Below are 21,070 nucleotides of genomic sequence, written 5' to 3' on the forward strand. Positions count from 1 at the left end.
CAACATGTTCCGGATCGACCGAAACCTCACCGCGGACGACCTCGACAAGGCGTTGCGCGCCGACGTCGCCGAAGGCCTCACCGCCCACCCCAAACGGCTCCCGCCCAAGTGGTTCTACGACGAACACGGCAGCGCCCTGTTCGAGGACATCACCCGGCTGCCCGAGTACTACCCCACCCGTGCCGAACGCGGCATCCTCGAACGGCGCTCGGACGAGATCGCCCGGACCGCCGACGCCGTCACCCTCATCGAGCTCGGATCCGGCTCCGGGGTCAAGACCCGGCTGCTGCTCGACGCCCTGCGCCGCCACGGTGCCCTGAAACGCTTCGTCCCCGTCGACGTCAGCGGTGACTTCCTCGCGGACTCCGCCCGACGCGTCGCCGACGAGCATCCCGACCTGGACGTACACGCCGTGGTCGGTGACTTCGAACACCACCTCGGTCTGTTGCCGGTCAACGACCACGACGGGCGTCGCCTGCTGGCCGTCCTGGGATCCACCATCGGCAACCAGGCTCCCGCCGAACGCGCCGGGTTCCTGCGCGACGTGCGCGGCGCCCTCGACCCGGGCGACACGCTCCTGCTCGGCGCCGACCTGGTCAAGGATCCGGCGCGCCTGGTCGCCGCCTACGACGACTCCCAGGGCGTCACCGCGGCCTTCGACCGCAACGTCCTCTCGGTGATCAACCGGCGACTGGGCGGGGACTTCGACCCGACGGCCTTCGACCACCTGGCCGTGTGGAACGCCGAGCACGAGTGGATCGAGATGCGCCTGCGCGCCCGCTCCCACCAGCGCGTCCGGGTGGCCGACCTCGACCTGGAGGTCGACTTCGCACCCGGAGAGGAGATGCGCACCGAGATCTCCGCCAAGTTCCGTCGTGAGGGGCTCACCGAAGAACTGGACTCGGCCGGTTTCACCCTCACCCACTGGTGGACCGACCCGGCCGGTGACTTCTCCCTCAACCTGTCCACCGTCCGCTGAACCACCCGGTGACCGCGCACCGCGCCGACACCGCGCCACGGCCCCACCACCTGGACTCCGGTACGCTCGTCCCGTGTTCAAGGTAGGAGTTTTCGGCGCCGATGGGCGCATGGGGTCAGAGGTCGTCAAAGCGGTTCAGGCCGCCGACGACATGGAACTCGTCGCGGGCGTGGACGCCGGCGACGATCGTGACGCGGTGCTGGGGGCCGACTACGTCGTCGATTTCACCCACCCCGACGTGGTGATGGACAACCTTCGGTGGTTGATCGACAACGGCATCCACGCCGTCGTCGGCACCAGCGGCTTCGACGAGACGAAGCTGGCGAGCGTCCGCGAGGCGCAGGCCGCGAAACCGGGTGCGAAGGTGCTCATCGCCCCGAACTTCGGCATCGCCGCGGTGCTGATGATGCACTTCGCGAAGAAGGCCGCGCCCTACTTCGACTCCACCGAGATCATCGAGCTGCACCACCCGAACAAGGCCGACGCGCCCAGCGGTACGGCCTACCGGACCGCCGAGCTGGTCGCCGAGGCCCGCCGCGAGGCCGGCACCGCGCCGATGCCGGACGCCACCACCTCCGAGATCCCGGGCGCCCGCGGCGCCGACGTGGAGGGCGTCCGCGTCCACGCGCTGCGCATCCAGGGCCTGATCGCCCACCAGGAAGTGGTCTTCGGCACCGACGGCGAGACCCTGAAGATCCGCCACGACTCGATGAACCGCACCTCGTTCATGCCGGGTGTCCTGCTCGGCGTACGTCGAGCAGCGGACCTGCCCGACCCCCTGACGCTGGGCCTGGAGCCCCTCCTGGGCCTGGAGTAGCCACAGCCGTTCCGAAGGGGGCCGCCCGGTGGGCGGCCCCCTTCACGTGTGTTCAGGCGCCGCGGCGGCAGGTGTAGAAGAGCTGGACCTCGGGTCGGGCGTCGGGGTCCTTCGGTTCGAAGGTGACCACGCGCTCGTCCTCGATGACCAGACCGGCGTTGGTGACCACCTCGCGCAGCTCGTCGCGGGGATATCCCGACACGCGGATCGCCGAACCCAGGAACGGGATCGGTTCGTCGTCGAGGTCGGTCTCCACCATGGACAGGCACAGCAGACCGCCCGGACCCAGGGAGGCGCGCACGCGGCCCAGGGCCTGGGCGATGCGGTCCTTGGGCAGGCACAGCAGCGAGAAGAACGCCACGATGGCGTCGTAGGAGGTTTCGACCGGGTCCAGGTCCATGATGTCGGCCTGGCGGAACTCGGCCCCCGGAACGTTCTCGCGGGCCAACTCCAGCATGCGTTCGGAGATCTCGAAACCGGTCACCCGGGCACCGGCGTTGACCAGCTGGAGGGCGGTCGGCAACCCGGTGCCCGAACCCAGGTCCAGGACGTGCGCCCCCTGGGGGAGGGAGTCCAAGAGTCGACGGACGCAGTCCTCCTGACCCTCCTTGTTCGGGAACGCCTCCTCGTAGCGTTCCCCGATGGCGTCGAAGGCCTCGGCCTGCTCGGCGCGTCGTTCGGCCCACGCTACGGGGTCCGGGGCGAGGTCACGTTGGTCTGTGTGGTCACTCGGCACGGCGGTGGTCTCTCCCTGGTAATGCGGGTTGGGAGGCGAATCCTAACCGGACATGTGTCCAATGTGGTGAACGTTCAGATCCGCCCTGGCAGAACGGGGTGTCCGTCCTCCAGGTAGACCGGTCCACCGGAGTGGTCGTCCACGTGGACACCGGCGATCATCCGGCGAGCCGAACGACCGACCAGGTACTCCTCCAGCTTCTCCGGCGGCACCCAGGCCCATCCGGACAGCTCCTCCTCGGGCAGGACGAACTCCTCCGAGGAGACCTCCACCCGGAACAACCAGTGCAGGGCCGGGGTGCGCGGTGGTGCGGGCGGCGCCCAGTCGGTCACCAACAGGGCCCGGGGCGACGCGGGCACCCCGAGTTCCTCGGCGAGCTCACGAAGACAGGCGGTCAGCGGAGACTCGCCCGCCTCCATCATCCCGCCGGGGATGCCCCATGGCCGATCGGGCGCGTACACCCGCCGTACCAGCAGCACGTCGCCCTCGGCCGAACGGATGAGCGCCCCCGCCGAGCCACGAGTGGCCGGCAGGGACGCGAAGAAGTCCTCTTCGCTCAGTTCCCTCACCCGAACGACTATAGGCCCGCACTATCCCAGGAGCAGGGCGACGGAGAACAACGCCCCGAAGACCATCTGCAGTTTCCCGGTCTCGCCCAGCCCCAGGACCAGGTCGCGGCCGACCTGGCCGCCCAGCACCCGGCGCAGCGGTGGCACGGCCAGGGGCGCCGCCGGCAGCACCAACAGCACCCACCAGGACAGCGGCAGCAGGGCCAACGCGAACACGAACGAGCCGACGATCATCCCCGCGTACATACGGCGGGTGCCGGTCTCGCCCAGACGCACCGCCAGGGTGATCTTCCCGGTCTCCCGGTCGGTGGGGATGTCGCGCAGGTTGTTGATCACCAGCACCGAGCAGGACAGCAACCCGACCGGTACCGACGCCACCCACGCCTGCCAGGGGGCCGCCTCCAACTGCACGAACACGGTGCCCACCACGGCCACCACGCCGAAGAACACGAACACCGAGACCTCGCCCAGACCCCTGTATCCATAGGGGGTGCGACCACCGGTGTAGTACCAGGCGGCGGCGATCGCGGCCACACCGATCAACAGCAGCCACCACGAGGTGGTCGCCACCAGCACCAGCCCCACCAGACCGGCGAACGCGAAGCTCCCCAGCGCCGCCGACAGGACCCGTCGAGGCGTGGCCAGGCCGGAGGCGGTCAACCGGGTGGGCCCGGTCCGCTCCTCGGTGTCGGTGCCCTTCACCCCGTCGCTGTAGTCGTTGGCGAAGTTCACCCCCACCTGCAGGGCCATCGACACCACCAACGCCAGGAGCGCCTTCCACCAGACGAACCCGTCCAGGGCGAAGGCCAGCGCGGTGCCCACCGCCACCGGCACGATCGAGTTCGGTAGCGTGCGGGGGCGCAGCCCCGAGACCCATTCACTGACCGTGGCCACGCGCCGGTCCTCCAGTTTCCACACAGTGGCGCTTCTTGGCGCGCCGCAACGACCACCCCACGGTAGTCCCTGCTCGAAGCGGGCCCGAACGCTACTCGGAGATGGCCGCGTGCAGCCGCACCATGGACACCAGTCGGCCCATGTCGATCTCCCGGCGGGCACCGTCGGCGCGCCACCCCGAAGCCTCCACGAACGACCTCAGCGCGTTGTCCTCCTCCGGGGTCCACACCTGCACCGTGCCGAACCCGCCCTCCACCAGGTGGTCCACGCACGCGTTCAGCAGTCGGCTGCCGTGCCCTTGACGGGTCCGCTCGGGGTCCACGTGCAGGGCGAACAGTTCGGCGTCCTTGGCCGGCCACAGGTCGGGATCGCCGGCCGGGCCGAACGCGGCGAATCCCACAACCGTGCGTTCCCCGTCCACCTCGTCGGTGGCCACCACCAACCGGTGCTTGGAGGTGGGGGGCGACTCCAACGCCGTCGTCCACTGCTCCCGAAAACTCTCCCGGGCCTGGTCACCCGACATCTCCTCGGTCACCTCGGCGGGCAACAACCCCCCGTACAGCGCACGCCACGACGCCACCTGAAGGTCCACCACCGTGTCCACGTCGGCGGCACGGGCGGGACGGACGAACTGCGCACTGGACACGAAGGGCCTCCTCTGGGGGCCATACCCGAAACAAGTGGATGCCGGAGTTTCCGGAGCTTGCCCGAGCATGGGAACATCTATGGTGTGAGCCTCATTATCAGAGTTATCGTGAACGCGCTCGCCCTTTGGGCGGCTGTATTCCTGATCGACGGCATCGAGATCCAGACCGACGACACCGTCGGTCAGATCGTCGTCTACCTGATCGTCGGTGCGATCTTCGGCGTGATCAACGCCGTCATCAAACCGATCGTCAAAACGGTCGGCTGCCTGTTCTACGCCCTGACCCTGGGTCTGATCGGGTTGGTCGTGAACGCGCTGCTGTTCATGCTCACCGGGTGGATCGCCGGACTCTTCGAGCTGCCCTTCCACATCGACGGCTTCTGGCCCGCCTTCTGGGGCGCCATCGTCGTCACCATCGTGAGCTGGCTGCTCAGCATGTTCCTCCCCGACGGCAAGGACGACTGACCCCGGTACGTTCGCCACCTTTCGAATACGGTGGTCTCCGGGTCCCGCCCGAGTGGCGAGGGCCCGGGCCGGGTAGGTTCACACTTCCGGGCCTCACACACCGGCGACGGTCCCTCACCTCGACAGACGAGGACGGGGACCGAACCGGATCACGCTCCCGACACTCATAGGAGCGACACAGACTTTCCCGCGTCCGGCCCCTCACGGCCGATCGCGGTGGCGGACGCACAGCGCCGCCTCACCCGTGCACGGAGGAAAGCACCCGACACGGGACGCATCAGCTGATCGCGCAACACATGGAGAGGAGGAGGGGCACACGAGGGTCCGACCGCCTCACGGCCACGGACCCGAGGGCCTTTCACACACGATGATGGAGAACAAGTACCGGCCGTTCGGCAAGATGCTGACCGCCATGGTCACCCCGATGCTCGAAGACGGCGAGCTCGACTACGACGGCGCCGCCAGACTCGCCACCTACCTGGTGGACGAGCAGCACAACGACGGCCTGATCATCAGCGGCACCACCGGTGAGTCGCCCACGACCAGCGACGAGGAGAAGGACCGCCTGCTCCGCAGCGTCGTCGAGGCGGTCGGTGACCGCGCCCAGATCGTCGCGGGGGTGGGCACCAACGACACCCGCCACAGCGTCAGACTGGCCAAGGCCGCCGAGAAGGCGGGCGCGCACGGCCTCCTGGCCGTCACGCCCTACTACAACAAGCCTCCGCAGGAAGGGCTGATCCGGCACTTCACCGAGATCGCCGACACCACCGAACTGCCGGTGATGCTCTACGACATCCCGCACCGCACCGGGACGCCGATCGCCTCCGAGACCCTGGTCCGGCTGGCCGAGCACCCGCGCATCGTCGCCAACAAGGACGCCAAGGACAACGTCGGCGCCAGCTCCTGGGTCATGGAGCGCACCGACCTGGCCTACTACTGCGGAACCGACATCCTGAACCTGCCGCTGCTGTCGGTGGGAGCCGCCGGTTTCGTCAGTGTCGTCGGCCACATCGTGGGCGCCGACCTCAAGGACATGATCGACGCGTTCGAGAAGGGCGAGGTCGGTCAGGCACTGGCCATCCACCGCCGCCTCACCCCGGTCTACACCGGCATGTTCCGCACTCAGGGCGTCATCACCACCAAGGCCGTCCTCAACCTCTTCGGTCTTCCCTCCGGGCCGGTGCGCACCCCGCTCGCCGACGCCTCCGCCGAGCTCCAGGCCCTCCTTCGCGAGGACCTGGCCGCGGCCGGGGTCAAGGGCCCGATCGGGCTCGCCCCGCACCAGGCGGTTCCGGCCAGCGCCGTCCGCGTCGAACGTCTCACGGAGGGTTCCGTATGAGTCACCCGCATCCCGAGCTCGGCCCGCCCCCGCCCCAGGGCGAAGGCGTTCTGAGAATCGTCCCGTTGGGCGGTCTCGGAGAGATCGGTCGCAACATGACCGTCTTCGAGTACGCGGGTCGACTCCTCATCGTCGACTGCGGCGTGCTCTTCCCCGAGGAGGAGCAGCCCGGCGTCGACCTGATCCTGCCGGACTTCGACTACATCCGGGATCGCCTGGACGACATCGAGGCCATCGTGCTCACCCACGGGCACGAGGACCACATCGGTGGTGTGCCGTTCCTGCTGCGCGAGCGCGCGGACATCCCGATCGTCGGCTCCAAGCTCACCCTGGCGCTGATCAGCGCCAAGCTGGGGGAGCACCGCATCAAGCCGGAGACGGTCCTGGTAGAGGAAGGGGAGCGGCACGACTTCGGCCCCTTCGACCTGGAGTTCTTCGCGGTCAACCACTCCATCCCGGACGCGCTGGCCGTCGGCATCCGCACCCCCGGCGGGTCGGTGCTGCACACCGGTGACTTCAAGATGGACCAGCTGCCGCTGGACAGCCGCCTCACCGACCTGGCCGGGTTCGCCCGGTTCGGCGACGAGGGCGTCGACATCCTGCTGTCGGACTCCACCAACGCCGAACAGCCCGGGTTCGTCGTCAACGAGCGCAACCTGACCGAGGCCATCGACAAGGTGTTCCGGCAGGCCAAGAAGCGCATCGTCGTGGCCTGTTTCGCCTCGCACGTGCACCGCGTCCAGCAGGTCATCGACTCGGCGACCCAGCACGGCCGCAAGATCGCGTTCGTGGGCCGCTCCATGGTCCGCAACATGAACATCGCGCGCGACCTGGGCTACCTGAGCATCCCCGGCGACACCATCGTCGACGTCAAGCAGCTCGACAAGATGCCCGCGGACGAGGTCGTGCTGATCTGCACCGGCTCCCAGGGCGAGCCCATGGCGGCGCTGAGCCGCATGGCCAGCCGGGACCACCAGATCCGCATCGAGGAGGGCGACACCATCCTGCTCGCCTCGTCGCTCATCCCGGGCAACGAGAACTCGGTCAACCGGGTCATCAACGGCCTGACCCGCTGGGGCGCCAAGGTCGTGCACAAGGGCAACGCCCTCGTGCACGTGTCCGGCCACGCCTCCGCCGGCGAGCTGCTGTACGTGCTCAACATGGTGCGCCCGCGCAACTTCATGCCGGTGCACGGCGAGTGGCGGCACATGCGCGCCCACGCCGACCTGGCCAAGCTCACGGGTGTGCCGAGCGACCGTATCGTCATCGCCGAGGACGGCGTGGTGGTCGACGTGTACAAGAACCGCGCCAAGATCGTGGGCGCCGTACAGGCCGGCTACGTGTACGTGGACGGCTCCTCGGTCGGCGACGTCACCGACGCCGCGCTCAAGGACCGCCGCATCCTCGGCGAGGAGGGCTTCATCTCCGTCGTCGTCGCGGTGGACTCGGGCTCGGGCAAGATCCTCGGCGACCCCGAGATCCACACCCGGGGCGCGGGCATGGGCGCGGAGGCCTATGACGACGTCATCGACAAGATCCAGGACGCCCTGGACAAGGCGGCCGCCGACGGGGTCAACGACCCACACCAGCTGCGGCAGCTCATCCGCCGCAGCACCGGCCGCTGGGTGAACGAGACGTACCGCCGTCGTCCCATGATCATCCCGGTCCTGGTCGAGGTCTGACCGGCAGCAGACGATCCACCGAACGGCCCGGAGCGCGACCAGCGTCCCGGGCCGTTCTCTCTGAGGCGGCGCGCTCTCCTTCGAAGGGACGACACGCCGGGGCGGGTGTTCGTGCCTCGGGCTGGACGGCTTAGTAGGCTTCCCGCCGTGCCGGGACTCTGTGTCCGGGCCCCCGAGTTCGACCCCGTCCCCGTGGAGGTGACCCCCGATGGCCACGCGTGCCTCCTCTGGTGGTGCCGGGCGCAAGAAGCCCGCCGCGCGCAAGCCCGCGGCCAAGAAACGCATGCCGGACGGGCCCATCGCCTACGTGGTGGCCCTCTTCGGTCAGTTCCTGCTGGTCCTGTGGAAACTCATCGCCCACACCGTGGGCGGCGCGGCCCGCGCGGTCGGCCGTAGCGCCCGTGATCTGGACCCCGACCTGCGCCGGGACGGCGTCGGACTGGTCCTGCTGGCCCTGGGCATCCTGGTGGCCGCCGCCGTGTGGTGGCAGAGCGACGGCCCCCTGCTGGAAGCCACCCGAATGGTGGTCGTCGGCGGCGTCGGCGCCTTCTCACCGATCCTGCCCCTGCTGTTCCTGCCCCTGGCCATCAAACTGATGCGCACGCCCAGCACCGCCAAGGAGGGCGACGCGGGCCGGCTCTTCATCGGGGTCACCTCGATCATGCTCGGTCTGCTCGGGCTCATCCACATCGCCCACGGCATCCCGCAGCCCGCCGACGGCATGGAGGGCGTCCAGAACGCCGGCGGCATCATCGGGTTCGTGGCCTCGGGCCCGCTCAGCTCGGTGGTCACCCCCTGGCTCACCGGCCTGTTGTTGGCCCTGGTCCTGATCTTCGGTGTCCTCGTGGTCACCGCGACCCCCATACGGCGTATCCCCGACCGACTCCAGACCCTGTTCAACGCCTTGATGGAACGCGACCCCGGGCCGGACGCGGGCATCGGGATCCTGGGCGCCGAGGCGGAGAAGAAGCCCGCCAGGTCGCGCAAGCGCAAGGCCGCGCCCGCCGACAACGAGACGGTCGCCGGCGACCACGAACGTCCCTACGACACACCCGTGGTCTCCGAGGCCGCCGGGACGATCGCCCCGGCCCTCACCGACGAGGAGGAGGCGGCCGCCCAGGCGGAGAAGGCGCCCCCCAAGAAGAAGGCCAAGGCCAAGGCCAAGACCACGGCCCCCGACCCCACGCCGGCGCCCGTCACCACCGAGCAGCTCTCCATCCCCTCCCGCGTGGTCGAGGGCGACTACGAACTGCCGATCACCACCCTGCTCAAGCCCGGATCCGCGCCCAAGGAGCGGACCAAGGCCAACGACGACGTCGTGGCGGCCCTGTCCGGGGTCATGGAGCAGTTCAAGATCGACGCCGAGGTCACCGGGTTCACCCGTGGGCCGACGGTCACCCGTTACGAGATCGAGCTCGGTCCCGCGGTGAAGGTCGAGAAGGTCACCGCCCTGTCCAAGAACATCTCCCTGGCGGTCAAGAGCGCCGACGTGCGTATCCAGTCGCCCATCCCCGGTAAGTCCGCGATCGGTGTGGAGATCCCCAACACCGACAAGGACATAGTGAGTCTGGGCGACGTGCTCCGCTCCGCGGCGGCCACCTCCGACGACCACCCGATGCTGGTCGGGCTGGGCAAGGACGTGGAGGGCTCCAACGTCGTGGCCAACCTGGCCAAGATGCCGCACGTGCTGGTCGCGGGCGCCACCGGCGCCGGTAAGTCCACCTGCATCAACGGGCTCATCACCTCGCTGATGATGCGCGCCACGCCCGACGAGGTACGCATGATCCTGGTCGACCCCAAGCGGGTCGAGCTCACCATGTACGAGGGCATCCCGCACCTGATCACCCCCATCATCACCAGCCCGAAGAAGGCCGCCGAGGCACTCCAATGGGTGGTGGGGGAGATGGACCGCCGCTACGACGACCTGGCCGCGTCCGGTTACCGGCACATCGACGACTTCAACGCAGCCGTGCGCACCGGCGAGCTCACGGCCCCGCTCGGCAGCGAACGCCGGTACGAGGCCTACCCCTACCTGCTGGTCATCGTCGACGAGCTCGCCGACCTGATGATGGTCGCCCCGCGCGACGTCGAGGACTCGGTCGTGCGTATCACCCAGCTGGCCCGGGCCGCCGGCATCCACCTGGTCCTGGCCACCCAGCGGCCCAGCGTCGACGTCGTCACCGGTCTGATCAAGGCCAACGTCCCCTCCCGGTTGGCGTTCGCCACCTCCAGCCTCGCCGACAGTCGGGTCATCCTCGACCAGCCCGGCGCGGAGAAGCTCGTCGGCAAGGGCGACGCCCTGTTCCTGCCGATGGGCGCGGGCAAACCCATCCGATTGCAGAACGCGTGGGTCGCCGAGAAGGAGATCCGCGGGATCGTCGACCACTGCAAGAAGCAGGCCGAGCCGAGCTACCGCGAGGACGTCGCCACCGAGGCCGTCAAGAAGAAGGAGATCGACGAGGACATCGGCGACGACATGGACGTGCTGTTGCAGGCCGTCGAGCTGGTGGTGACCACCCAGTTCGGGTCCACGTCGATGCTGCAGCGCAAGCTCCGGGTCGGCTTCGCCAAGGCGGGCCGGCTCATGGACCTCATGGAGAGCCGCGACGTGGTCGGCCCCAGCGAGGGTTCCAAGGCTCGTGACGTCCTCGTGCAGGCCGACGATCTGGCCGCCGTGCTGACCGACATTCGCGGCGGCTGAACCCTCCCCCGACACGCTCACGCCGTCCGGGTCGCCCGATTTGGTGCGATCTTGGAGACGGCATGGGGCGTGGTGACCTGCGATGAGTGCCCTGAAGTAGCAGAGTGGGTCGACGTAGGCACGGACAGTCGCGGGGGGAGTGCACATGGCGACGATCGGCCAGACCCTGTCCGCCGCACGGATCGCGGCGGGTTGCTCCTTGGAGCACCTGAGCACACGTACACGCATCCGCATGCAGGTCCTCAGGGCCATCGAGAACGAGGACTTCGTCCCCTGTGGAGGGGACTTCTACGCACGCGGTCACATCCGCAGGATCTGCAAGTTCCTCGGAGTCGACGCGGGGCCTCTGTTGGAGGAGTACGACCGCGAACACGCCTCGGACGAGAAGCCCCTCTTCGTTCCCCCACAGTGGCAGCCGGTCACGAAGACGAAGAAGAGGGCGCGGGCCGCGGCGGCCCGAGGAGAGCAGGGCCACGCGGAGAACGAGCAAGAGGAGGGCGAGGAGCCCCAGGACGTCACCCGTCGGGTCGGTGACGAGGCCCTCGACCCCACGCAGCGGGCCGAGCGCTGGGGCTACTTCGAACGCAACAAGAAGCTGGCGCGCCCGCCCCACCCGGCGGGTCGATCCCACAGGCGTGCCGCCGAGGTGCCGCCACCTCGTGGTTCCGAGGAGGGGCAAGCGGAGGAGGCCGACACCGAAGTGGCCGCCACCGAAGACGCCGCCACCGGGACGACGGTCGAGGAACCGCGGACCCGGAGCACCGCCGCCCGGACACGCCCGATCGGGGGCGTACGTCGACACTGGCCCTGGGCGGTGGTCGGCCTCATCCTCGTCGTCGCCCTCATCGTCGGTGTGCGGACCTGGAACGGCTGGGAGGAGGGAGATCCGTCCCGGACCGCCTTCGAGAACGTGACCGACGACGACTCGGGCGCCGAGAAGAACGCGGGTTCCGTGGTCGTGCCCGAGGAGGAGAACGTGGGGAAGGCACTGGCACGGGGGCCCGAGAAGGCCGCCGAGCCCACCGAGTTCACCGTTCGACTCACGGGCGTCGGACGGAGCTGGGTCGAGGTCACCGACCACGCGGGCGGGGACGTGTTCACCGGCTTCATCGTCGAGGGCGAGAGCCTCGACTACGTCACCGAGGATCCCTTGGGCTTCCGTCTCGGGAAGCCCTCGCTGGTCGGCGTCTCCGTCGACGGCGAGGACCTGGGGAGCGGGGCGGAATCCGGGGGAGTCGGGGACTTCACCGTCGGGGCCGGCGGATTCGTCGACTGAAGTAGGAGAGGGTCCACCCCACCGGAGCGGGAATACGTGAAGGCCGGGGTACGGGCGGGTGAGCCGACCACTGTAGGGTGGGGGGCTGCGGGCGACTCCGAGCGACGTCGCGCCGCGCGAGCGATCCGACCGTACTTCCGGCCTTCGCCGTGCCGCGTTCCCGCACCACTCACAGCTCTCCCACACGCTTGGAAGCCATGTCATCGCGCCGTACTGTCTCACTCGTCACCCTGGGGTGTGCGCGTAACGAGGTCGACTCCGAAGAGCTCGCCGGACGCCTGGCGGCCGGCGGCTGGGACCTCGTCGACGACGACACCAAGGCCGACGTGACCGTCGTCAACACCTGTGGTTTCATCGACGCCGCCAAGCAGGACTCCATCGAGACCCTGCTGGAGGCCGCCGAGAACGGTGGCAAGGTCGTCGCGGCCGGATGCATGGCCGAACGGTACGGCTCCGAGTTGGCCGACTCCCTGCCCGAAGCCCAGGTGATCGGCTTCGACGACTACGCGAACATCACGGACCGTCTCGACGACGTCGTGGCCGGACGTTCTCTGGTCCCGCACGACCCGCGAGACCGTCGCACCCTGCTGCCGATCAGCCCGGCCGACCGCGACGCCTCCCAGGTCCACGTGCCCGGCCACGCCACCTTCGCCGACGCGGAGGGCGCCGAGGGCACCGAACTGCCCTACCGCAGCGCCGTTCCGCGCCGTCGTCTCACCGGCGGACCCGTGGCCAACCTCAAGATCGCCTCGGGCTGCGACAGGCGCTGCACCTTCTGCGCCATCCCGGCCTTCCGCGGCGCCTACATCTCCCGTCAGGCCGACGAGATCGTCCGCGAGGCCGAGTGGCTGGCGAGTGAGGGCGTGCGTGAGGTCTTCCTGGTCAGCGAGAACTCCACCTCCTACGGCAAGGACCTGGGCGACGTGCGCGCCTTGGAGAAGCTGCTGCCGCGCCTGGCCGCCGTCGAGGGGCTGGAGCGGGTGCGGGTCAGCTACCTGCAGCCCGCCGAGGTCCGCCCCGGCCTGGTGGAGGTGCTCACCACCACCCCCGGCGTGGTGCCCTACTTCGACCTGTCCTTCCAGCACGCCAGCGGCCCCCTGCTGCGCCGCATGCGGCGCTTCGGTGACCGTGAGCGCTTCCTGGAGCTGCTCGCCACCGCCCGCAAGGGCGCACCGGAGGCCGGCGCGCGCTCCAACTTCATCGTCGGTTTCCCCGGCGAGACGGAGGAGGAGTTCGAGGAGCTCGTGGCCTTCCTCGGCGAGGCCCGTCTGGACGCCATCGGTGTCTTCGGCTACTCCGACGAGGACGGTACCGAGGCCCTGAACCACGCCGACAAGGTGGCGGAGGACGTCGTCGCCGAGCGTGTGGACAGACTCAACCGGTTGGCCGAGGAACTCATGGCCCAGCGGGCCGAGGAACGCATCGGCGGTGAGGTGACCGTCCTGGTGGAGGCCGTTCTCGAAGACGGTGTCTACGAGGGCCGGTCCGACCACCAGGCACCCGAGGTGGACGGCAGTACCATCCTGTACGGCGAGGGCCTTTCCGTCGGTGACCTGGTGCGCGCCACCGTCATCCAGGCGGCCGGGGCCGACCTCGTCGCCGAACAGGATGGGGAAGCCGGAGAAAGATGAGCACCCACGACCCCGCGGCGTCGCCCGCCCCCCAGGTTCCCCTGTGGAACATCGCGAACATCCTCACGATGAGCCGCCTGGTCATGGTGCCGGTCTTCGTCTGGTTCATGTTCCTGGACGGCACGTGGTGGCGTCTGGCGGCGTTCGGCGTATTCGTCGTGGCCGCCATCACCGACCGTGTCGACGGTGAACTGGCCCGTCGCCGCAACCTGGTCACCGACTTCGGCAAGATCGCCGACCCGATCGCCGACAAGGCGCTCACCGGGGCGGCGCTCATAGTGCTGTCCATCCAGGGCGACCTGTGGTGGTGGGTGACCATCGCCATCCTGGTGCGCGAGTGGGGCATCACCTTCCTGCGCCTGGCCGTGCTGCGCTACGGGGTGATGCCCGCGAGCAGCGGCGGCAAGCTCAAGACCGTCCTGCAGATCGTCGCGATCAGCATCTACCTGTTCCCGTTGCACCTGCTGCCGTTCACCGACGTGTTCACCTGGATCGCCCACATCGTCATGGCGGCCGCCCTGACGATCACCCTGTGGACCGGGCTGACCTACGTCCTGGACGCGGTGCGTCTGGTGCGCGCCAAGGGTGGCAACAGGACGTGAGCGAAGAGGCGCCCCGGCCCGTGGGCGGATCCATCGGTACGGCGGCCCTGGAGGCCGCCACCGACGTCCACCGCGCCCTGTTCGAGGCCGGGGCCACCTGCGCCACCGCCGAGTCCCTCACGGGCGGTCTGATCGGCGCTCACCTGACCGCCGTCCCCGGCACCTCCGCCACCTACCGGGGCGGGTTGGTGACCTATGCCACCGACACCAAGGCCTCCTTGGCGGGGGTGCCCGCCGACCTACTGGCCGAGCACGGCGCCGTCCACCCCGACGTGGCCTTCCACATGGCCCGGGGCGCCCGCCGTGCGTTCGGATCGGACTTCGCGGTCGCCGTCACCGGCGTCGCCGGACCGGATCCCCAGGACGGGCGACCCGTCGGCACCGTCTTCGCCGCGGTGGCGGGACCCGACTCGCGCACATGGGTCGAACGGTTCCGTTTCACCGGCGATCGTGCGGGTATCCGCTACCACACGGTCGAGGGCGCGCTGAGGCTCCTGATGACCGCCGTTCGCGGGAACGATGCGGGCAGCAGCACCCGGTATTGACCCTTTCGCCCGGTGCCCTCTCCCATAGCGTGGGAACAAAAACACCCCCGGATGGGGTTCACCCTCCAGCGAACAGGACAATGAGAGGTGCCCGAATCGGGCGTGAGGCGGGTACGGTGTTGTATATGAAGGTCGCTACCGGTGGGAGGGAGCGCGAATGATGGTCCTGCTTCGTCACCTACTTGGTGACGTGCTCAGGCGGCTAAGGCAGCGCCAGGGCCGCACCCTCCGTGAGGTGTCGGCCGACGCACGTGTTTCCCTCGGTTATCTTTCCGAGGTCGAGCGCGGGCAGAAGGAAGCCTCTTCCGAGTTGCTGTCATCGATCTGCGGGGCCCTCGGGGTGCCGCTGTCGCAGGTGCTCAGGGAGGTCTCCGACCAGCTCGCGTTGGCCGAACTCCAGGAAGCCGCCCTGTTGGAGGACGCGGTCTCCGGCGACCCCGTTCCCGCCCGGGACCTCGGCATCGCGCCCGTACCCGACCGGGTGCCCCAGGTGGCCGACATGGCCGGCGTCTGACCAGGCCCTCCCACACATAGACGTGGGAAACCGGTCCTTCCCCTGAGGGGAGGACCGGTTTCTCGTGTCTTCGGGGGTTCAGCGGTGGCTGTGGTTGACCCAGGAATCGGGGTCCTCGGCCAGGACCCGCACCTGGTCGGGGAGGTCGTTGGTGACCAGGTGCTGGAGGTTGACCCCCTCCAGGATGGCGCGTTCACTGGCGCGCAGGGCGATCCACACCTGTTGCAGACTGCGGGCCGCCCCGTCGTAGTCGACGTGTTCGGGGCGTTCACCGCGCACGTTGGCGAGCGGTCCGTCGACCGCTCGGATGATGTCGGCGAGGGATATCTCCCCCGCGGGCCGGGCGAGCCAGTAGCCGCCAACGGGACCCCGTTGACTACGAACCAGACCTGCTCGGCGTAGCTGGGTGAGGATGTTCTCTAGGAATTTTCCGGGGATGGCCTGCGCGCGTGCGAGCTGCTCGGCCGTCACCGGACCGTCGCCGGCGACAGCGAGCTCTGCGGCCGCGCGAAGCGCGTAGTCGACCCGGGCTGAAAGGCGCATGCTGTGATTATGCCGTGGTTAGAAGGGCGAATGGGGCACCGGTCCCCGACGGGTGTCGCCGAAGGCCGGGATGCTACGGCTCAAGGATACTTCTCCTACCGGGTACGGGGGACATGGGTGACGATTCGGAGACGGGTACGGCGAGAGACATCGGGGCGGCCCACGCGACCGAAACCGGTCAGCCGGTCACCTCCAGGGCCCCGGCCGCGCCGAGAAGTTCGGCCGCGCTCAGCCCGTTGACGTGGGCGGCCCCGTACGTGCTCACATAGGCGCCGCAGTCGGGCCGCCAGATGGGCAGGCCCATCTCCACCACCACCGCCTTCGGGTGGGTCGCCAAAAGGCCTCTGACGAACGCCTGGGCGCTCGGGTAGCGGTGCGCGTCCCGCACGACCACGACCAGGTCGCGATCGCCCACCGCGGACAGGACCGTCGAGGGATCGTCGACCTCGGGGGAGACCCGCACCGTGTCGCGGAACCACGGACCCAGGCCCCAGGGGACGTCGCCCACCGCCATGCCGGCCGGTGCGTCCACCTCGACCACGTACGGGTCCGCCAACGACGGCAGCTCACCGTCCACCCGTACGGCCCGACGGGCGCCGGTCAGCCCGATGGCCGAAGAGGCGTCGTGGCGGGCGCGTTCGACGGCCGAACGACCCACCCACGCGCGCAGGTCCGCGTTGCGTTCGGCGGCCTCCTCCAGCCGTTCCCCGCGGAGCCGACCCTCGCGGACCGCCCGCACCAGGGCGGCCCGGACCTCGGCGACCTGGTCGGCGTACACGAAGCGGCCCAGGCACAACAGGTCGCAACCGGCCGCGACGGCCAGCACGCTCGCCTCGGGGATGCCGATGCGCTCGCTCACCCCGCGCATGTCCATGGCGTCGCTCACCACGACCCCGGTGAAGCCCATCTCCTCGCGCAGCAGGTCGTTGAGCAGCGCGTGGTTGAGGGTGGCGGGCCCCTCGGTACCCAGCGCGGGTAGTTCGATGTGGGCGGTCAGGATCGATCGCACACCCGCGTCGACGGCGGCCCGGAAGGGCATCAGCTCACGGCGGCGCAGCAGGTCGGCGTCGGCCTCCACCAGGGGCAGCGTGTGGTGGGAGTCCTGCGAGGTCGCCCCGTGGCCGGGGAAGTGCTTGGCGCAGGCGGCCACTCCGGCCTCCTGCAGGCCCCGCACCGAGGCGGCCGCGTGTCGGGCCACCAGTTCGGCGTCCGAACCGAAGGAGCGCGTTCCGATCACCGGGTTGTCGTCGGCGACGTTGACGTCCACCGATGGCGCCAGGTCCAGGTTGAAGCCCAGGCCGGCCAGTTCCAGCCCCAGGGCCCGGAAGGTCTCGCGGGTCAGGTCGGGGTCGTCGACCGCGCCCAGCGCGGCGTTGCCGGGGTAGTCGCTGCCGTGCGCCTGGCCGATGCGGGTGACGTCGCCGCCCTCCTCGTCCAGGGAGATCAGCGGCGGAAGGTCGGTGACCTCACGCAGGCTCGCGTTGAGCGCGGTCACCTGCTCGGGGCTGCGCAGGTTGTTGTGGAACAGACAGACGCCCGAGATCCCGTCCGCCAGACCGTCCAGGATCCAGCGGGGGGCCTGGTAGGACTCGAAGGGCACCAGCAGGGTGGCGTTGGCCAGACGCTCCAGGGTCGGGTCGTGCGGCATGGCGGACTCCGTTCGTGAACATGGGTGCCCGATCGCGGGCATACGTGTGGCGGGTGAAGGGGGTGTCGGTGTGTCTTACGAGGTCAGCCCTTGACCGCTCCCATGGTCAGGCCCGATACCATGCGGCGTTGGACGAAGAGGAAGAAGATCATCACGGGAACGGTCAGCAGCGTCGAGGCGGCCATGATCGACCCCCACTCGATGGACACGGCGCCGAAGTAGTACTGCAGGGAGATCGGCAGGGTGTAGGCACCGGTGTTGTTCTGCAGGAACGTGAAGGCGACGAGGAACTCGTTCCACGCGGTGATGAACGCGAAGATGCTCGCCGCGGCCAGGCCGGGCGCCACCAGCGGCATGAGGATCCGCCAGAAGATCGTCCACCCGCCGGCGCCGTCGATGGCCGCCGCCTCCTCCAACTCCCGGGGCACCGCGGACACGAAGTTGCGGATCATCAGGATGGTGATCGGCAGCGCGACCGCCACGTAGATCACGAACACGCCGGACAGGTTGCCGACCAGTTCGAGGTCCAGGGCGTTGCCCAGGTGGAAGAAGTTGATGAACAGGGAGATGATCAGCGCTTCGACCGGGACCATCTGGATCACCAGCAGCATGATGATGAAGGCCGAGCGCAGCTTGAACCGGAACCGGGCCACGGCGATGGCGGCGAGCAGGGCCAGCATCGCCGCGAAGGCCACCGATCCGACGGTCACCACCAGGCTGTTGCCGAGGAAGGACCAGAACGAGGTGCCGGGGATGAGGACGCCGGACAGGACCCGCTCGAAGTGCTCCAGGGTGATCTCACGTGGGAACAGGGTGGGCTGCCGGGTGAAGATCTCGCCGGTGGGCCGCAGAGCGGTGGCCAGGACCCAGTAGACGGGAAAGACCGCGAAGACGAAGACCGCGAGGGCGGCCAGGTACAGGCCGAGTCTTCCGACGGACCTGCGCAGTCGGTGGACGTTGTTCATCGGGCCTCCTCCTGGCGGATCATGGTGCGCAGGTAGTACGCGCTGATCACGAGCACCAGGACGGTCATGATCACGGCGATCGCCGACCCCATGCCGTAGTTGGGCGGGGTCGAGGCGAAGCCCAGTTGGAAGATGTAGGTCGGGATCAGCGAGATGTCCCGGTTGCTGACGCCGTTGCCGAGGATGAACAGCTGGGTGAAGATCCGGAAGTCCCAGATGACCTGCAGCACCAGCAGCAGCGCGAAGAGCGGGCGCAGCATCGGGAAGGTGACGCTCCAGAAGCTCTTCCACGCGCCGGCGCCGTCGATGCGGGCGGCCTCGTAGAGCTCGTGCGGGATGCTCTTGAGCCCGGCCAGGACGCTGATCGCCACGAACGGGAACGACTGCCACACCACGGTGACGATGAGGATGGGGAAGAGGGTGCTCGGTGAGTTGAACCAGTTGAACTCGTTCCACCCCGAGCCCACCAACCAGTCCGGCAGCGCGGTCAGGAGGGTGTTGATCAGTCCGTACCTGGTGTCGAACAGCCAGCGGTAGACGATGGCGGCACTGATGACGGGCGTGGCCCACGCCAGCATCAGGCCGAGTCCCAGGGTGGTCGACGCCCACTTGGGCAGCTTGTGCATGAGGAGGCCGACGAGCGTTCCGAGGATCATCGTCAGGACCACCATGGTCAGGCAGACGATGATCGTGTTCCGGAACACCGACCAGAAGCGCTCGTCGGTGAGCACGTAGAGGTAGTGGCCGAAATCGTTCCACTGCGCCTCTTGGCCCCGCAGCTGCTGTAGTCCGTAGTCGTGCAGCGAGATCCACAGCATCTGGCCGATCGGCCAGAGCAGGACCACCGCGAGCACGGTCAGCGCGGGCAGGATCAGGAGGTAGGGGACGAGTCTGATGCGGGTGCGACGGGAGGCGGCCCGTGGCCGTCCTGGCGAGGGCGCCTCGGGTTCCGTGGCGCGTTCCAACGTTTGAGTCATGGACCGTTCCTGGCGGGTCGAGGGGCGGCCGCCTGGTGCGCGACCGCCCCTGTGCTTGGGGCGACCTACTCGGAGACCTCACGGTTGAGGGCCTCGGTGAGCTCTTCGTTGAGCTCGGGCAGGACGTCGTCGGCGGACTCGCCCTCGGCCATGCGCTGGACGGCGGTCTGGATCGTGGTCAGTTCCCACTGGACGTGGCCCCAGTTGGCGGTGTCGGGGAACAGACGCAGGTCGCCGGTGGCCTGGGTGGCGGCGCCGGCCAGGATCGGGTCCTCCTGGAAGGTGTCGCTCTCCAGCACGTCGGTGTAGGTGGGGAACATCGACGACACCTCGTTGTAGGGCAGCGCGTTGTCCTTGCTGTTCAACGTGGTGATGTAGTCGAAGGCGGCGTCGGGGTACTCGGAGGTGCCCCACACGGCCAGGTCGGAGCCGCCGCCGAAGGCGGGCGCCATACCGTCCACCCCCGGGATGGGCGTGGTGGCCCAGTGGCCGGCGTGCTCGTCGTTGAGGTCCTCCAGCTGGGCCTGGGCCCAGGGACCGTCGATGAACATGCCGACCTCGCGGTTGACGAAGTCGGCGTGGGCGCAGTCGACCTCGTTGAGGCCCACGCAGGCGCTCGGGGAGATGCCGTCGACGGTCAGCCCGGCGTAGAACTCCAGGGCCTCGGCGGTCTCGGCGGAGTCGAGTTGTCCGACCCACTCGCCGCCCTCCTCGACGGCGAACTCACCGTCGTTGGCCCAGACGAAGCTGGCGATGCCGTTCAGGAAGTCGGTGGGCGCGGCGAAGCCGGGGACGTCGTACTCGTCCTCGATGTCCTCGGCGACCTCGACCAGTTCGTCCCAGGTGGTGGGCGGCTCGTGGCCCAACTCCTCCAGCTGGTCGGTGTTGTACCAAAGGGCGCGAACGCCGCTGTACCAGGGGATGCTGTACTGTGCGTCGCCGAAGGTACCGTTGGCGTAGGCCCCTTCGAGGAGGTCGGCGCTGTCGTCCCAGCCCTCGACGTACTCGGACACGTCGTAGAGGGCCTCGGCCTCGGCCCAGGTGGCGACCTGGTCGTTGCCGATCTCTACGACGTCGGGGCCGCCGGAGACCAGAGCGGTCTGGAAACGCTGGCTGAACTCGCCCCACGGGATCCACTGGACGTCCACGTCGGTGTCGGGGTAGAGCTCCTGGTACTGCTCGGTGACCGAGTCCATGAAGGCGTTCTGGTCCTCGTTGGCGTCGCCCATACGCCAGACGGTGAGGGTGTCGGGGGCGTCACCGGACGAGCCGCCGTCATCGGATCCGCCACCGCAAGCGGCGGCCAACATGACCACGGTCGAGGCCAGTGCGATCTTGGGGAACCTCATGTGAACCTATCTCCCTTCGCACGTCGCGCCGGGGCGCGGCGCCTGTGCTCGAAGCAACCTGGGATCATGAACGGATCCGTGTGCCTCGACGTCTGATCGGGGGGTGCTGGGGCAGCACTTTCCTGGTCGCCCCTCCGGCGCGGGTACCGGGGTCCGAAACCACTACGGACCAGCCGGGACGTGACCTCCTGT

General features: G+C 68.9%; 20 protein-coding genes. 11 read left to right on the top strand and 9 right to left on the bottom strand.

Annotation, left to right across the window (positions count from 1 at the left end; translation table 11 throughout):
- Nucleotides 1-4 precede the first annotated feature (4 nt).
- Together egtD and dapB are read left to right on the top strand one after the other, a co-directional pair.
- Nucleotides 5-979 (top strand): L-histidine N(alpha)-methyltransferase, encoded by a 975-nt coding sequence (gene egtD / locus ACWGSK_RS12500; protein WP_358508978.1) that lies wholly within the window; start codon nucleotides 5-7, stop codon nucleotides 977-979.
- A 73-nt stretch (nucleotides 980-1,052) separates the two neighbouring features.
- Nucleotides 1,053-1,796, top strand: coding sequence for a 4-hydroxy-tetrahydrodipicolinate reductase (gene dapB, locus ACWGSK_RS12505; protein ID WP_358508980.1), 744 nt, complete (start codon nucleotides 1,053-1,055; stop codon nucleotides 1,794-1,796).
- 52 nt (nucleotides 1,797-1,848) lie between these two features.
- Here dapB and ACWGSK_RS12510 read toward each other — a convergent pair whose 3' ends face one another.
- The 4 genes from ACWGSK_RS12510 to ACWGSK_RS12525 all read right to left on the bottom strand — a co-directional run bounded on the left by ACWGSK_RS12510 (nucleotide 1,849) and on the right by ACWGSK_RS12525 (nucleotide 4,641).
- Nucleotides 1,849-2,532, bottom strand: coding sequence for a class I SAM-dependent DNA methyltransferase (locus tag ACWGSK_RS12510; protein ID WP_358508981.1), 684 nt, complete (start codon nucleotides 2,530-2,532; stop codon nucleotides 1,849-1,851).
- Between the two features lie 74 nt (nucleotides 2,533-2,606).
- Nucleotides 2,607-3,101 (bottom strand): NUDIX hydrolase, encoded by a 495-nt coding sequence (locus tag ACWGSK_RS12515; protein ID WP_358508983.1) that lies wholly within the window; start codon nucleotides 3,099-3,101, stop codon nucleotides 2,607-2,609.
- Between the two features lie 21 nt (nucleotides 3,102-3,122).
- Nucleotides 3,123-3,995 (bottom strand): 1,4-dihydroxy-2-naphthoate polyprenyltransferase, encoded by an 873-nt coding sequence (locus ACWGSK_RS12520; RefSeq protein WP_358508985.1) that lies wholly within the window; start codon nucleotides 3,993-3,995, stop codon nucleotides 3,123-3,125.
- Between the two features lie 91 nt (nucleotides 3,996-4,086).
- The gene (locus tag ACWGSK_RS12525; RefSeq protein WP_358508987.1) at nucleotides 4,087-4,641 is read right to left on the bottom strand and encodes a GNAT family N-acetyltransferase; all 555 of its coding nucleotides are present in this window, start codon (nucleotides 4,639-4,641) and stop codon (nucleotides 4,087-4,089) included.
- A gap of 84 nt (nucleotides 4,642-4,725) precedes the next feature.
- Between ACWGSK_RS12525 and ACWGSK_RS12530 the strand changes: the two genes are divergently transcribed.
- From ACWGSK_RS12530 to ACWGSK_RS12570, 9 genes are all read left to right on the top strand, one after another.
- Nucleotides 4,726-5,106 carry a phage holin family protein gene (locus tag ACWGSK_RS12530; protein WP_304069661.1) on the top strand — a complete coding sequence of 127 codons (381 nt, stop codon included), beginning with the start codon at nucleotides 4,726-4,728 and terminating at the stop codon, nucleotides 5,104-5,106.
- Between the two features lie 367 nt (nucleotides 5,107-5,473).
- Nucleotides 5,474-6,445, top strand: a complete 972-nt coding sequence (gene dapA / locus ACWGSK_RS12535; RefSeq protein WP_358508989.1) for a 4-hydroxy-tetrahydrodipicolinate synthase — start codon at nucleotides 5,474-5,476, stop codon at nucleotides 6,443-6,445.
- Nucleotides 6,442-8,127: a ribonuclease J gene (locus ACWGSK_RS12540; protein WP_358508991.1), complete on the top strand. Its 1,686-nt coding sequence runs from the start codon at nucleotides 6,442-6,444 to the stop codon at nucleotides 8,125-8,127. Before dapA ends, ACWGSK_RS12540 begins: the two co-directional genes overlap by 4 nt.
- A 208-nt stretch (nucleotides 8,128-8,335) precedes the next feature.
- Complete coding sequence (locus tag ACWGSK_RS12545; RefSeq protein ID WP_358508993.1) at nucleotides 8,336-10,828, top strand: DNA translocase FtsK; 2,493 nt, start codon at nucleotides 8,336-8,338, stop codon at nucleotides 10,826-10,828.
- A gap of 145 nt (nucleotides 10,829-10,973) precedes the next feature.
- Entirely contained in the window at nucleotides 10,974-12,104 is a 1,131-nt protein-coding gene (locus ACWGSK_RS12550) for a helix-turn-helix domain-containing protein (protein ID WP_452455862.1), read from the top strand.
- Nucleotides 12,105-12,301: 197 nt separating this feature from the next.
- The gene (rimO, locus tag ACWGSK_RS12555) at nucleotides 12,302-13,735 is read left to right on the top strand and encodes a 30S ribosomal protein S12 methylthiotransferase RimO (RefSeq protein ID WP_452455863.1); all 1,434 of its coding nucleotides are present in this window, start codon (nucleotides 12,302-12,304) and stop codon (nucleotides 13,733-13,735) included.
- Nucleotides 13,732-14,337 carry a CDP-diacylglycerol--glycerol-3-phosphate 3-phosphatidyltransferase gene (gene pgsA, locus ACWGSK_RS12560; protein ID WP_358506243.1) on the top strand — a complete coding sequence of 202 codons (606 nt, stop codon included), beginning with the start codon at nucleotides 13,732-13,734 and terminating at the stop codon, nucleotides 14,335-14,337. Before rimO ends, pgsA begins: the two co-directional genes overlap by 4 nt.
- Entirely contained in the window at nucleotides 14,334-14,882 is a 549-nt protein-coding gene (locus tag ACWGSK_RS12565) for a CinA family protein (protein WP_358506246.1), read from the top strand. Before pgsA ends, ACWGSK_RS12565 begins: the two co-directional genes overlap by 4 nt.
- Before the next feature lie 157 nt (nucleotides 14,883-15,039).
- Nucleotides 15,040-15,396 carry a helix-turn-helix domain-containing protein gene (locus tag ACWGSK_RS12570; RefSeq protein ID WP_067604946.1) on the top strand — a complete coding sequence of 119 codons (357 nt, stop codon included), beginning with the start codon at nucleotides 15,040-15,042 and terminating at the stop codon, nucleotides 15,394-15,396.
- 78 nt (nucleotides 15,397-15,474) lie between these two features.
- On the opposite strand, the gene ACWGSK_RS12575 is transcribed toward ACWGSK_RS12570, so the two are convergent.
- The 5 genes from ACWGSK_RS12575 to ACWGSK_RS12595 all read right to left on the bottom strand — a co-directional run bounded on the left by ACWGSK_RS12575 (nucleotide 15,475) and on the right by ACWGSK_RS12595 (nucleotide 20,878).
- Nucleotides 15,475-15,939, bottom strand: coding sequence for an RrF2 family transcriptional regulator (locus ACWGSK_RS12575; RefSeq protein WP_358506250.1), 465 nt, complete (start codon nucleotides 15,937-15,939; stop codon nucleotides 15,475-15,477).
- A gap of 178 nt (nucleotides 15,940-16,117) precedes the next feature.
- Complete coding sequence (locus ACWGSK_RS12580; RefSeq protein ID WP_358506253.1) at nucleotides 16,118-17,587, bottom strand: glycoside hydrolase family 3 protein; 1,470 nt, start codon at nucleotides 17,585-17,587, stop codon at nucleotides 16,118-16,120.
- An 83-nt stretch (nucleotides 17,588-17,670) separates the two neighbouring features.
- Complete coding sequence (locus ACWGSK_RS12585; RefSeq protein ID WP_067604953.1) at nucleotides 17,671-18,552, bottom strand: carbohydrate ABC transporter permease; 882 nt, start codon at nucleotides 18,550-18,552, stop codon at nucleotides 17,671-17,673.
- Nucleotides 18,549-19,529 carry a carbohydrate ABC transporter permease gene (locus ACWGSK_RS12590; protein ID WP_358506256.1) on the bottom strand — a complete coding sequence of 327 codons (981 nt, stop codon included), beginning with the start codon at nucleotides 19,527-19,529 and terminating at the stop codon, nucleotides 18,549-18,551. Before ACWGSK_RS12590 ends, ACWGSK_RS12585 begins: the two co-directional genes overlap by 4 nt.
- Nucleotides 19,530-19,594: 65 nt before the next feature.
- Complete coding sequence (locus ACWGSK_RS12595; protein WP_358506259.1) at nucleotides 19,595-20,878, bottom strand: extracellular solute-binding protein; 1,284 nt, start codon at nucleotides 20,876-20,878, stop codon at nucleotides 19,595-19,597.
- Between the last annotated feature and the right edge of the window lie 192 nt (nucleotides 20,879-21,070).

The sequence above is a fragment of the Nocardiopsis sp. NPDC055551 genome, assembly GCF_053619415.1.